Genomic DNA, 12,741 nt, shown 5'->3' with positions numbered 1-12,741 from the left:
CTTATTTCGAGCGGCAATCGAAATAAGCCTTGCATTATAGCTTTATTTTTTCTTAGGCGCAATCATCATCACCATTTGGCGGCCTTCCATTTTAGGGAAGGACTCGATTTGTGCCACTTCAGCCAACTCTTCTTTTACGCGCTCAAGCAGTTGGGCACCCAATTGTTGGTGGGCCATCTCACGACCGCGGAAACGCAATGTCACTTTGACTTTATCACCATCGGCAAGGAAGCGGTTGATGTTGCGCATCTTGATTTGATAGTCGCCTTCATCAGTACCCGGACGGAATTTAATTTCCTTGATTTGTACCTGCTTTTGGTTTTTCTTGGCTTCGTCGCGCTTCTTGGCTTGTTGGTATTTGTATTTACCGTAATCCATCAGTTTGCATACGGGCGGTTTGGCAGTCGGGGAAATTTCTACCAAATCGACATCTTGCTCTTCGGCCATAGCCAGAGCTTCACGAACTGAAACGACACCAAGCTGATCGCCTGACTCACTGATTAATCGCACTTCTTTGGCGGTAATTTCACCATTGATTCGTGCTTCGCGTTCTTGAGCGATGATGAATACTCCTATAAAAATTAATGATTGACGAGGGCGTCAGTGATTTCTTGCTGCAATTGTGCAATAAAATCATCTACATTCAAAGAACCCAAGTCTTCTGCTTTGCGGCGTACCGCAACTTTGTTTTCTTGTTTCTCTTTATCGCCGACAACGATTTGATAAGGGAAACGGTATTGACTGTTGTCACGGATTTTGTAACCGATTTTTTCGTTACGCAAATCCAATTCGACACGGAAGCCCGCCGCCTGCAACTTGGCAGCCACTTCGCGACAATAATCTGCTTGGTTCTCGGTGATATTCATAATCACCATTTGAACCGGCGCAAGCCACAATGGGAATGAGCCTGCATGGTTTTCAATCAGAATACCGATGAAGCGCTCCAACGAACCCAAAATAGCACGGTGCAACATTACGGGACGCGTACGGTCGTTGTTTTCTGTTACATACTCGGCATTCAAACGCTCTGGCAATACGAAGTCCAACTGCAGGGTACCACACTGCCAAGAGCGACCCAAGGCATCTTTAACATGGTACTCAATCTTAGGACCATAGAATGCGCCTTCACCAGGTAACTCTTCCCACTCTACGCCGCAAGCGGTCAATGCATCACGCAAACCTTGTTCGGCCTTATCCCAAACTTCGTCAGAACCTGCACGTTGCTCAGGGCGGAGGGACAACTTCACAGCAACATCATGGAAACCGAATTGTTTGTAAATGCGAACCAGCAATTCATTGAATGCACGTGCCTCATCAACGATTTGATCTTCAGTACAGAAGATGTGTGCATCATCCTGCACAAAACCGCGAACACGCATCAGACCATGCAACGCACCGCTTGGCTCATTGCGGTGGCAAGAACCGAACTCAGCCAAACGCATCGGCAAATCGCGATATGAGCGCAAGCCGTTATTGAAAATTTGCACATGACCCGGACAGTTCATCGGTTTAACCGCGTATTCGCGTTTTTCGGAACTGGTCACGAACATATTGTCTTTATAGTTTTCCCAGTGGCCGGATTTTTCCCAGAAGGTTTTATCCATAATCTGAGGCGTTTTCACCTCTTTATAACCGGCAACATTCAGCTCTTTGCGCATATGCTGCTCAATCACTTGCCACAAAGCCCAGCCTTTAGGATGCCAGAACACCATGCCCGGTGCTTCATCTTGCAGGTGGAACAAATCCAATTGTTTACCCAGCTTACGGTGGTCGCGTTTTTCCGCTTCCTCGATGCGTTGGATATAGGCTTTCAATTCGTCCTTACTTGCCCAAGCCGTACCGTAAACACGTTGCAACATTTCATTGTTGCTGTCGCCGCGCCAGTATGCGCCTGCCAGCTTGGTCAGCTTGAAGTTTTTCAAGAAACGGGTATTGGGAACGTGAGGACCGCGGCACATATCGACGTATTCTTGATGATGATACATACCCATCGCTTCCACTTCAGGCATGTCTTCAATCAGACGCAATTTGTACTCTTCGCCGCGATCTTGGAAAATTTTGACGGTTTCTGCACGAGGCGTCATCACTTTAATGACGTCATAGTCTTGTGCAATCAACTCTTTCATGCGCGCTTCGATAGCGGCCACATCATCAGGCGTAAATGGTTTTTCAGTTGCGATATCGTAATAGAACCCGTCTTCAATCACCGGGCCGATAACCATTTTGGCATCAGGATAGAGCTGCTTGACTGCATGACCAACCAAGTGTGCGCAGGAGTGGCGGATAATTTCCACACCTTCTTTGTCTTTAGGCGTAATGATTTGAACGTGGGCATCTTCGGTAATCGGATCGCAAGCATCCACCAATTTACCGTTAACCTTGCCCGCTACCGTTGCCTTTGCCAAACCTGCACCGATAGACGCTGCAATTTGCGCCACGGTAACGGGTGATTCATATTGGCGGACCGAACCGTCCGGCAAGGTAATGTTCAACATCAGAAAGCTCCAAAACATTAAAAAATAACGGCATAAAGCCGTTATGGAAATTTGGTAGGCACAATTGGACTCGAACCAACGACCCCCACCATGTCAAGGTGGTGCTCTAACCAACTGAGCTATGTGCCTTCATCTAGGTCGCTTATTGTAACGAAGCGTGTTCCCTTTTGCAAGCATCTGTAAATACTTTTCAGACGGCCTGAATATTTTTGTTTGATTTATACCTCATTTTTTATTTCCCTCATCATTCAGGCCGTCTGAAACATTGTTTTGACAAAGATAAAATCCAGCCGTCAACTAACGAAAAATCCTTTATAATCTGCCCTTTCATTTCGCACACACGCGAACGTCCAATCTATTGTTACTATGCTCAAATTTACCTTACACAAAAAAGATGGTCATGCCCGACGCGGCACTTTGGAACTGAACCACGGCAAAATCGAAACGCCGGTATTTATGCCGGTCGGCACTTACGGTTCGGTCAAAGCAATGAACCCGCAAAACCTGCATGACATTAAAGCGCAAATCATCTTAGGCAACACTTACCATCTGTGGCTGCGCCCGGGTTTGGAAGTCATCGAACAATTCGGCGGCCTGCACGAATTTATCAGCTGGGACAAGCCGATTTTGACCGACTCGGGCGGTTTCCAAGTATTTTCGTTATCCGATATGCGCAAGCTGACCGAAGAAGGCTGTACATTCCAAAGCCCGATCAACGGCGACAAACTGTTCCTCTCGCCCGAAGTGTCGATGAAAATCCAAACCGTATTGAATTCCGACATCGTGATGCAGTTGGACGAATGCACCCCTGGCGAAGCAACGCACAGCCAAGCGCAAAAATCGCTGCAAATGAGCCTGCGTTGGGCGGAACGAAGCAAAAAGGCTTTTGAAGACCTGAAAAACCCGAATGCCCTGTTTGGCATTGTACAAGGCGCGATGTATGAAGATTTGCGCGAAGAATCGCTGAAAGGCTTGGAAGAACTCGACTTCCCTGGCTTGGCCATCGGCGGCTTATCCGTTGGCGAACCTAAGCCCGAAATGTACCGCATGTTGCGCGCCGTCGGCCCTATCCTGCCGGAACACAAACCTCATTATTTGATGGGCGTCGGCACGCCTGAAGATTTGGTGTACGGCGTAGCACACGGCGTGGATATGTTCGACTGCGTCATGCCTACCCGCAATGCGCGTAACGGCTGGCTGTTTACCCGTTTTGGCGATTTGAAGATCAAAAACGCCAAACACAAACTCGACAAGCGTCCGATTGATGAAAGCTGCACCTGCTACGCCTGTCAGAATTTCAGCCGCTCCTACCTGCACCATCTGCACCGAGTCGGCGAAATCTTGGGCGCACAGCTCAACACCATCCACAATCTGCACTTCTACCAAGTCATCATGGCAGAAATGCGCGAAGCCATCGAACAAGGCAAATTTACCGATTGGCAGGCGCAATTCCATGAAAACCGTGCCCGCGGTGTGGATTAATCCTTTTAAAGGCCGTCTGAAATCAGGTTTGGATTCAAACTGCTTTTCAGACGGCCTCAATATTCTCAATTAATAAAGCACAATTATGTCCCGTTTCCATACCGAACCGCCCTTAGCCTACACTGCACAAAACCGTACCGCCGTCCTGCTGCTCAACCTCGGTACGCCTGACGCGCCCACTGCTGCCGCAGTAAAGCCTTACTTGAAAGAATTTTTGTCCGATCAACGTGTTGTCGAACTGCCAAAGCTCTTATGGCAACCGATATTGCGCGGCTTGGTATTGACTTTTCGCCCCAAAAAAAGCGCGCATGCCTATGAAAAAGTTTGGTTTAAAGAAGGTTCGCCGCTTGAGGTTTATACACACCGCCAAGCAGAAGCCCTGGCCAAACATTTGCCCGATGTCATCGTCCGTCATGCCATGACTTACGGCAATCCAAGCGTTGCTGATGTTTTGGCGGAACTCAAAGCCCAAGGCGTGGGCAAATTGCTGGTCATTCCTCTCTATCCGCAATATGCCGGCTCTTCTACCGGCGCGGCTTTGGACAAAGTGTTTCAAGAGTTATTGCTGCAACGCAACCAAATGAGCGTCCGCACCGTCTCCCGTTATTACGACGATGCCGCCTATATTCAAGCCATGAAGCAGCATATTGAAGCCTATTGGGCTCAAAACGGACGCGGCGAAAAACTGATGTTGAGTTTCCACGGCATTCCGCAAAAGCATCACGACGACGGCGACCCTTATCCTGACGAGTGCCACCATACTGCCAAGCTGTTGGCGCAGGCATTGGGCTTGTCCGAACAAGAATACATCGTTTCTTTCCAAAGCCAGTTTGGCAAATCCCAATGGATCAAGCCCAGCACGCAAGCCCTGTTTGATCAGCTGCCGAAACAAGGCACGACCAAACTCGACGTATTCTGCCCCGGTTTTCTGGCCGACTGCCTCGAAACCATGGAAGAAATCGCCATTATGGGACGCGAACAATTCCACGCCGCAGGCGGCAAAGAATACCGTTACATCCCCTGTCTCAACGATTCCGCCGACTGGATTACCGCACTTGCACAATTAAGTCGAGTCAATCTGCAAGGCTGGATTTGACCTAAACCAAAGGCCGTCTGAAAAATCTACTTTCAGACGGCCTTTAGCGTTATCATCAAGCTATTAAAACGCAAACCAAGCGTGTGGCCATCAAAAACACCGCTCAAAAAGGAATACATCATGACTGCACTCCGCCCTATCCTGCTCCTTCTGACCGCACTCAGCCTCCCAACTGCTTTTGCCGCTGATGCCTCACTGATAAGCAAAGGACAAAAAATTTACGAAACCAACTGCGCCGCCTGCCACGGTAAAAAAGGCGAAGGCCGGGGTGCCATGTTCCCGCCTTTATTCCAGTCCGACTATATCAACAAAAAACCGCAAGCCCTGTTGCAAAGCATGACCAAAGGCATCAACGGCCCGATTAAAGTAAACGGCAAATCCTACAACGGCTTTATGCCTGCTACCGCCATCAACGATGCCGATGTTGCCGCCGTTGCCACTTACATCATGAACGCCTTCAATAATGGCGGCGGTACGATTACTGAAGCAGATGTCAAAAAATCTCACGGGAAAAAATAAAACGTCTCTCCCCTAAAGGCCGTCTGAACATTTCAGACGGCCTTTTCGATATGGAACACATTTTTGTTTCCATATTTATGGTTACGCAACATCAACAAACATACGCAAAAAACCGTCAAATCAAAAAAAGCATATGCGTTTTGTGTTAAAGTAAACACTATTGATCGGCTGTTTTGCATCCAGGCCGTCTGAAAGGTTTTCTGTTATGAACTTTTTCCGCAAGACTGTTTTATTTTTAGTCGTCCTCTCCATATTTGCCGCCTGCGGCTCCTTTATTTCCCAATACGTTTTGGGCATGAACCCGTGCGTATTGTGCATCCTGCAACGCTTGTGCGTATTGGCTGTCGGGCTGTTGGCCATTGTTACGGCATTCAGTTCTCAATCTTCCACATTTGCCCGCTCGCTCTCGGCATTGTTGATTGCCGCTCCGGCCGTTTACGGAGCAGGTGTCGCCGCCTATCAAATTTGGCTGCAAAGCCTGCTGCCCGGCACCGCCCCTTCTTGCGGCGCACCTTGGACTTTCCGCCTGCGCGACTGGCCCTTGTTCGATTGGTTTGAACCCATCGTCCGCGGTTTTGGCAATTGCGCCGAGCCGGACTATCTATTCGGCGTTGCCCTGCCGGTGTGGAGTATTTTGTATTTCGGCTTTGTCGTATTGCTGCTGCTTTGGGCTTGGTTGAAAACCAGAAAAATCTGATTGGTTTCGATATAAAAAGGCCGTCTGAAATTTCAGACGGCCTGAGACCTTTGCAAAAAAGCCTTTCCTCTAACAACCGAAACCTAAATAAAGATTTTCGGCTGTTTTTGTTTCAAATATCCAATAATTCTATTCAAATACTCCCTTAATCCCCCTTAAATACCTGATTAATCAGGCATCCGGACCGAGACCTTTGCAAAATTCCTTTTTTCCCAACAGCCTAAACCCAAACACAGGTTTTCGGCTGTTTTTATTTCAAATATCCACTGATTCTACTCAAATACCCCCTTAATCCCCCTTGGATACCTGATTAATCAGGCACTCAGCCACCTTTTAGGTGGCAACAGGCGCACTTAGCCTGTTGGCGGCTTTCAAAAGGTTCAAACACATCGCCTTCAGATGGCTTTGCGCACTCACTTTGCTCAGCTCAAAGTAGGCTGCCCGCGCATAGCGGAATTTACGGTGTAACGTACCGAAGCTTTGTTCGACCACATAACGGGTCTTCGACAAATATCGGTTGCGTTTGGTTTGCGCTTCCGACAGCGGATGTTTGCGGTGAGCTTTTCGGTCAGTTGGCGGTTAATCAGTTCCAATAATTCGGACAGGGTGTTGTCTTGAGCCAGCCAGTTGCGGTAGCGGCATAAGGTGCTGTAATCGGGGATGCTCAGTTCGTCAAAACGGCAAAACAGGTTGAAATCGACGCGGGTGATGAGGCTGTGTTCGAGTTCGGGATCGGAGAGGCTGTGCCATTGTCCGAGCAGGACGGCTTTGAACATGGACAACAGTGGATAGGCGGGACGGCCGCGGTGGTCTCTAAGGTAACGGGTTCTTTGACGGTTCAGGTACTGTTCGATCGGTTGCCAATCAATTACCTGATCCAACTTCAATAGTGGGAAGCGGTCGATGTGTTTGGCAATCATGGCTTGTGCGGTTTGCTGGAAGAAGGTGCTCATGAGAAATCCCCTAAATGTCTTGGGCGGGACTTTAGGGGATTTGGGGGATTTTGCAAAGGTCTCCTATTGCCTTGATGCACGGTTGCTTAGGTTAAAACTTCATCTCCAAAGTCAGGGTGTAATTTCGTCCCGGTGCGGCGTAGCGGTTATACCTACCGACATTATTGTGCCTATTGACCGCTCCTTCGGCAGTCTGCCTTACAGACTCCCAAGTGGTATACCGGTAGTTGAAGAGGTTATACACGCCTGCGCGCAGGGTCAGGTGTTTCTTGATATTGTAATATCCGGAAACATCCGTAACATGCCAAGGCCGCGTCCGCCGTGATGCTGCTTTTTTAGCATTAGCATTACCGTTCAACAGCGCCTGGCTGCCTAGCAGTTCGTCAACAGATTTTGCCTTGGAATAAGTAAACATCGTATTGATGCCCCATATTCCGTCAGGATGGTCGTAACCCAAACCCAATACATATCGTGAAGGTTGGACAGCATCAAAGAGATATGAAGTTACAAACGTCCTGTCGGCGCGTATATCGGCATCTTTGACCTTGATACGGTTATAGGCAAGCGTGGAATACAACCCGTCCGGCAACCCGCCCCATACACCGTGCCAATCGATTTTACCCAAAATATTGATACCGGCTATCCGTGCATTTTGAGCATTTCGGTATCCGGGGTCGCCAGAAGCCGAAGTTTGCCCGTTTTGAGTTCGGGTTTCATAACCGAATGCAATCAGGTCGCGATAGGCATTGTTGAAATAGCTGACTTCCAAATTGCCGAAGTCCCCTTTAAATACAATACCTGCCTCTCTATTAAAGGATTTTTCCGGTTTCAGATCCAACGTTTTCAAAGACTCCCCGGCTCTCCAGCCGTACATTTCGGCAAACGACGGCAGACGGAAGCCCGTAGAAGCGCGATAAGTCAAATCCATCCAGGTGAAAGGCTTGAGGACTACGCCTGCGTTCCAAGAAAGGTTGCGGTGAGTGCCGGTAGAGACACTCTTATCTTCCGAATGCGTACTGCGGTAATCGTAACGTATGCCTGCTCCGACATCTGCCCACCTGCCCAAACGGACATTGTCTTGAACGGCTGCATAATAACCGTTGCCGCCGATATTCCTCGGTGTGCAGTCTGTATAGGTGTTATTGCCGAAACGGCATATCGGCGATGTATTGACCGTGGTCTTGCCGATAGACACCCAATACGGTTTGCCTTGGCTTCCATTGGGCGACTGCTCCCCTTCTGGAGTTTTCGATCCATATGCCTGAACTGCGTTTTGCAGATAATAATCGCTGTGGGACAATTGCGACTTAAAGCGATCGTACCCTAGATTGATACTCAAATTGTGACGGATTTTGGCCGTATCAAATGCCTTTTTAAATACTGCTTGGAACAGGTTTCGGCTTTCTTCATAAATCATCCGGTCGGATTTATAGAAGGAATACGGTTTATTGCCGTCGGGACGGCAATTTTTATCCGAACCGTCGTGAGAGCAATGCGTCTGCTGCAAACGGTTGTCCAAATCTATACCTTGCCGGTCATAAGAAAGTCGGGCGTAATCGGCCCAGGTATCCTTGTCAGCATTATGGTAAACATATTCGAACCCGTACCGGTTTTTAGTATGGCGTTCATCATAAAACACGCCGGTACCGTAACCGATACCCTGCAATGTACCGCCCTCTCCCTGAATAAACAGCCTTTCGGCCTTATAATTGCCCGAATATTTGCCAAAGCCGCTCGGCGTACCGTTTCTCCGGACACTTTCATTCAGATCGGCCTCGGTAAAATAGGCAGGAACAGTCATATCCCGTGTATCAAAGGTCTGCTGCGTACGTTCAAGAACGGCTCCGACATAATGGCGGTTGTCCAAATGCCACCCCGGTCGGAACAGCCATGATTGGCTGCCATACTCAAGCGGGTCCGCAAGGAAGCGGCTGGGGCCGGTATAATCCTGCGTGCTGACGGTTTTGCGCTCATCTTTGGCCAAAGCATCTTTTTTCGCATTGTCTTTACAGGCCGCATATCCATTGGAACATTCCTCTTCGACAATGAAATTTGCGTACGGATGGGTATCCTCGACCGGCATCAGCCGGTTGAAACTTTGCACACCTTTACCAGCATCTTTATGCGCATGGATTTCCTGCCCCCGTCGTTTAGTATAAATAAGGAGGGCTTCCGCGCCGCCGCTGCGTCCTGCAAGCGCAAGGGACTGTGTCAGGGCATGGTCTTTTCCAGAATAGGCAGTTTTACTCTGAATGCCCCACTGTTTTCCCTCTCCGATAATGTCGGCTGCGGTTTTGGTTTGAAATGCGACCGAACCTGCCAATGCGCCGTTTCCGTATTCTGATGAATTCGAACCCTTGCTGATTTCAACGGCCTTAACGTTTTCATACTCAATTTCATTGATTGCGCCGCTGCTGCCCGCCGTCCTCGTCCCACCCAATGCCGCCTGCGCGGTGTAGGACTGTATTTGCGAAACGCCGTCTACCGTTAAGGAAACGCGGTTTTTATCCATGCCGCGTATTGAATAGCCGGAACTTGCGCCCCGACCCTGTTCGACCACGGCAATACCCGGATCGTAACGGGTCAGGTCTCGGATATTCAAAACCTGTTCTTTACTTAGCGTCTCGGAAGATTTGACCAGCTTGCCCAGCCCGGTTACTTCGTTATCACGGCGGGTTTTCTGTTTTTTCGCATTGACCTGCACGGTATCGAGCTGCTTTTCCCACACTTGTCCGGACGGTAAAACATCCGCATAAGCAGGCAGCGCAGTCATCAGCGACAGGCATAAAATATTTAATCGGAACAAATGTTGCTGTTTCATATCATTTCTCTACTTACTGCCTTCAGACGGCATTTAAAGCCGATATGCCGTCTGAAGAACTTTCCTCTGTCAACCGGCAGCCCAGTTTACCGGACAAGCTGTTGGCGTTTCGTACCGAATACCACTGCCGCCTTGCCGCTTTCTCCCTCCAATGTATTTCCGGAGAACGATCCGCCCATCTCAATGGCGGTTTTGCCGTAGAAGCCGCCGGACACATCTGCACGGATATTCGTCCGTTTCGGATCGATGGTATTTTTCGGATCTAATGCAAAGCCGTTTTCACCGGTTTTCGCCACACCTGAAAAACCGTTGCCCTGAATCGTGGCAGTGATGGTGAATACGGGGGCAATGCGGTCTTTCGCCGTCAGCATACCGTTGAGGGTTTTCTCGGCAAAATTAACTTTAAACTCCGCCCGGTTACCGCCTTCCTTATTGGAAGGTTCGGCACTCCAGCTCGTACCATTAACAATAGTACCCGACCATGTACCGCGATATACCGCCTCTCCCGCCGTTACAGGCATATCGGAAACCGGCGTACGGCTGCCCTGCAGGAACATATCGTGCGAACCGCCGTGTTCCAACACCCCGAAATGCAGGTAATCCAAATTGGAGCAGCATACCGACACCTTCACACCATCTTTCTCAAATACATGCTGGAATGCCGTCTGAGTGCCTTCGGACGGCACAAGCGCAAGCTCTACGCCGTCAATCAGCAGTTTAGCCACGTTGCCGAAGCTGTCTATCTGTTTTTTCACAAAATCCGCACCGATGCGGTAAGCGTCCATAAAGGTTTCAGCCAATGGTTTTTCTGCACCGTCTTTCTGTTTCGCGCCGAATACGGCAAGCACTTTCTTATCGTTTGCCAAAAACTTGCCGCCCAACTCATCGCCCTGAGGCCCGTAGAAACCACCTTCCAGACTATCAGAATCAGAAACGAAGGGATGACCGTTCCCAGTATCTTTATCTGCAGCCAACGCCTTACCTTTGAAGCGGTTACCGTGCAGGTTAGCCTGAATGTCGTAACGTTTAATTTGTTTGGCTTTATTTTCGGTTTCGTTATGGGTAATCCGGTTATTGCGGTAGAGCGCGCCGGTCATGGTCTTAGCGGCGAAATCCACCTCAAACTCGCTGGTCAGCCCGAAATCGGTCTGACCTTTCGGTGCCTCGCTTTCATTGCGCAACACATCCGCTTCCTCGGCAGACAAAGCCCCGTACCTATCCCCCGCTGGCGGACTACCCAACTGGGGAAACTTCTGTTTTTCCTTGGCATCGGTTACATAATCCCAAGTACCTTTGTAAATCGCTTTGCCCATCGGCAGAGCTTGGGAAGGATTGCTGCCTTTGTAGAAAAGGTAGCCGTCCGGACCGAAAAGGGCGATATTGTTTTTGGGATCGATTTTATTGGCACCGTTGCGGTAGATATAGCCCGAGCGGACATACTTGAATTTCGTGTATCCTTCCACGCGGCTTTTGCCGTCGCCCGTTGTAATGGATTCGTTCAGCGTACCCTTATCCATCGCAAAAATGTCATCCTTTTGGGGAAACTTATCCGGTTCACCCGCCGCCAATTTCACCCAATCCGCATCCGACAGTGGCTGATGCCCCTGCTTCACGTTGAAATGGATATTCCGACGCGGTATTTTGGCTGCAAAACCGTAAGCCGGACGGTCGTTTTCCGCCGCCTGTGCTTCATCGGGTTTTGCCGGTTTTTCAGTCTGTTCGTCTTGGTATTTCGGTGCTTCGGACTGCGGGTTGTGCTGTTTCGTTTCCACGCTGTCCAAATCGAAACTGCCGCCGCCCGCGCAGGCAGAAAGCAGCAGCACAGGCAGGATACCGGCTGCTTGGGCAATAAGTGAATTTTTCATATCAACTTTTTAAAAATGATAATAGTTTATATTCTATTAACTTAAAATGTAATTTGCAAACATTTTCTGACGTATCTTCACAAAAAACACCCGCACATCCTTACTCCAGATATGCGGGTGTTTGAGCAAACTTTGCCTAACCCAAAGACACCATTTCAATCTGCTCCATCGTCCTACCCAGAAAACGTTCGCCTATTATTCTGAATTTCAAAGGAATATCGCTGACATAAAAACGATAGTCGGGATTATTGTTGTCAGTATTGAGTAATCCCTCCTGCGCAAGGACGCGTGCTGTTTCTTCAGCCATCGTAATTGCAGAATCAACCAACGCGACATTACCCGCCTCCCTACCGATTAAGGGCTTGAGCAAGGGAAAGTGCGTGCAGCCCAACACCAGCGTATCGATGCCGTCTGCAAACAATGGTTTGAGGTATTCGCATACGGTCAGGCGGGTAACTTCATGTCCCAACCAACCTTCCGCATCGGTACGGGTATGTTGTTTGTAACCGAGTTTGTAGAGGCCGTTTTTCTTTGTCCAACGGGCATCTTCATCTTTGCTCGGTGTGGTTTGGCCGTTGACTTGTCCTTCTTCATCGACTTCTATGGCCTGACGCTGTTTGCTGCCGGCGGTCTGGATAATGGTGGCGTCAATGACGGCGGCGGATGCTTTCTCTACTTTTAGGCCTTTTTCGGTCAGTTGGCGGTTGATCAGTTGCAGCAATTCGGACAGGGTGTTGTCTTGCGCCAGCCAGTTGCGGTAGCGGCATAAGGTGCTGTAATCGGGGATGCTCAGTTCGTCAAAACGGCAAAACA

8 protein-coding genes, 1 tRNA gene and 2 pseudogenes are annotated in these 12,741 nt (G+C 49.2%); 4 read left to right on the top strand and 7 right to left on the bottom strand.

Annotated elements, in window-relative coordinates:
- Nucleotides 1-42 precede the first annotated feature (42 nt).
- From infC to ACTHSQ_RS09595, 3 genes are all read right to left on the bottom strand, one after another.
- Complete coding sequence (gene infC / locus ACTHSQ_RS09605; RefSeq protein WP_079453677.1) at nt 43-564, bottom strand: translation initiation factor IF-3; 522 nt, start codon at nt 562-564, stop codon at nt 43-45.
- Nucleotides 565-581: 17 nt separating this feature from the next.
- Nucleotides 582-2,495: a threonine--tRNA ligase gene (gene thrS, locus ACTHSQ_RS09600; protein ID WP_440371575.1), complete on the bottom strand. Its 1,914-nt coding sequence runs from the start codon at nt 2,493-2,495 to the stop codon at nt 582-584.
- A 52-nt stretch (nt 2,496-2,547) separates the two neighbouring features.
- Nucleotides 2,548-2,624 (bottom strand) — tRNA-Val (locus ACTHSQ_RS09595).
- A 237-nt stretch (nt 2,625-2,861) separates the two neighbouring features.
- Between ACTHSQ_RS09595 and tgt the strand changes: the two genes are divergently transcribed.
- From tgt to ACTHSQ_RS09575, 4 genes are all read left to right on the top strand, one after another.
- A complete protein-coding gene (gene tgt, locus ACTHSQ_RS09590; protein ID WP_440371576.1) occupies nt 2,862-3,977 on the top strand; it encodes a tRNA guanosine(34) transglycosylase Tgt in 1,116 nt (371 codons plus the stop codon).
- An 85-nt stretch (nt 3,978-4,062) separates the two neighbouring features.
- Nucleotides 4,063-5,073 (top strand): ferrochelatase, encoded by a 1,011-nt coding sequence (gene hemH / locus ACTHSQ_RS09585; RefSeq protein WP_308111440.1) that lies wholly within the window; start codon nt 4,063-4,065, stop codon nt 5,071-5,073.
- A gap of 120 nt (nt 5,074-5,193) precedes the next feature.
- The gene (locus tag ACTHSQ_RS09580) at nt 5,194-5,592 is read left to right on the top strand and encodes a c-type cytochrome (protein WP_049351158.1); all 399 of its coding nucleotides are present in this window, start codon (nt 5,194-5,196) and stop codon (nt 5,590-5,592) included.
- Between the two features lie 205 nt (nt 5,593-5,797).
- Nucleotides 5,798-6,289 (top strand): disulfide bond formation protein B, encoded by a 492-nt coding sequence (locus ACTHSQ_RS09575; RefSeq protein WP_440371577.1) that lies wholly within the window; start codon nt 5,798-5,800, stop codon nt 6,287-6,289.
- 333 nt (nt 6,290-6,622) lie between these two features.
- Here ACTHSQ_RS09575 and ACTHSQ_RS09570 read toward each other — a convergent pair.
- From ACTHSQ_RS09570 to ACTHSQ_RS09555, 4 genes and pseudogenes are all read right to left on the bottom strand, one after another.
- A pseudogene (locus tag ACTHSQ_RS09570) lies at nt 6,623-7,242 on the bottom strand (transposase).
- Between the two features lie 91 nt (nt 7,243-7,333).
- Complete coding sequence (locus tag ACTHSQ_RS09565) at nt 7,334-10,063, bottom strand: lactoferrin/transferrin family TonB-dependent receptor (RefSeq protein WP_440371578.1); 2,730 nt, start codon at nt 10,061-10,063, stop codon at nt 7,334-7,336.
- A gap of 86 nt (nt 10,064-10,149) precedes the next feature.
- Complete coding sequence (locus tag ACTHSQ_RS09560; RefSeq protein WP_440371579.1) at nt 10,150-11,928, bottom strand: transferrin-binding protein-like solute binding protein; 1,779 nt, start codon at nt 11,926-11,928, stop codon at nt 10,150-10,152.
- A gap of 136 nt (nt 11,929-12,064) precedes the next feature.
- Nucleotides 12,065-12,741, bottom strand: a pseudogene (locus ACTHSQ_RS09555) (hypothetical protein); the annotation flags it as partial.

It is taken from the genome of Neisseria sp. P0009.S008 (genome assembly GCF_051958615.1).
Classification (GTDB): domain Bacteria; phylum Pseudomonadota; class Gammaproteobacteria; order Burkholderiales; family Neisseriaceae; genus Neisseria; species Neisseria subflava.
This window is presented reverse-complemented; position numbering and strand designations above follow the sequence as displayed.

Coding starts and splice junctions, on each gene's coding strand:
- tgt (WP_440371576.1), top strand. CDS start 2,862: ATGCTCAAATTTACCTTACACAAAAAAGATGGTCATGCCCGACGCGGC.
- thrS (WP_440371575.1), bottom strand. CDS start 2,495: ATGTTGAACATTACCTTGCCGGACGGTTCGGTCCGCCAATATGAATCA.
- ACTHSQ_RS09565 (WP_440371578.1), bottom strand. CDS start 10,063: ATGAAACAGCAACATTTGTTCCGATTAAATATTTTATGCCTGTCGCTG.
- ACTHSQ_RS09560 (WP_440371579.1), bottom strand. CDS start 11,928: ATGAAAAATTCACTTATTGCCCAAGCAGCCGGTATCCTGCCTGTGCTG.
- hemH (WP_308111440.1), top strand. CDS start 4,063: ATGTCCCGTTTCCATACCGAACCGCCCTTAGCCTACACTGCACAAAAC.
- ACTHSQ_RS09580 (WP_049351158.1), top strand. CDS start 5,194: ATGACTGCACTCCGCCCTATCCTGCTCCTTCTGACCGCACTCAGCCTC.
- ACTHSQ_RS09575 (WP_440371577.1), top strand. CDS start 5,798: ATGAACTTTTTCCGCAAGACTGTTTTATTTTTAGTCGTCCTCTCCATA.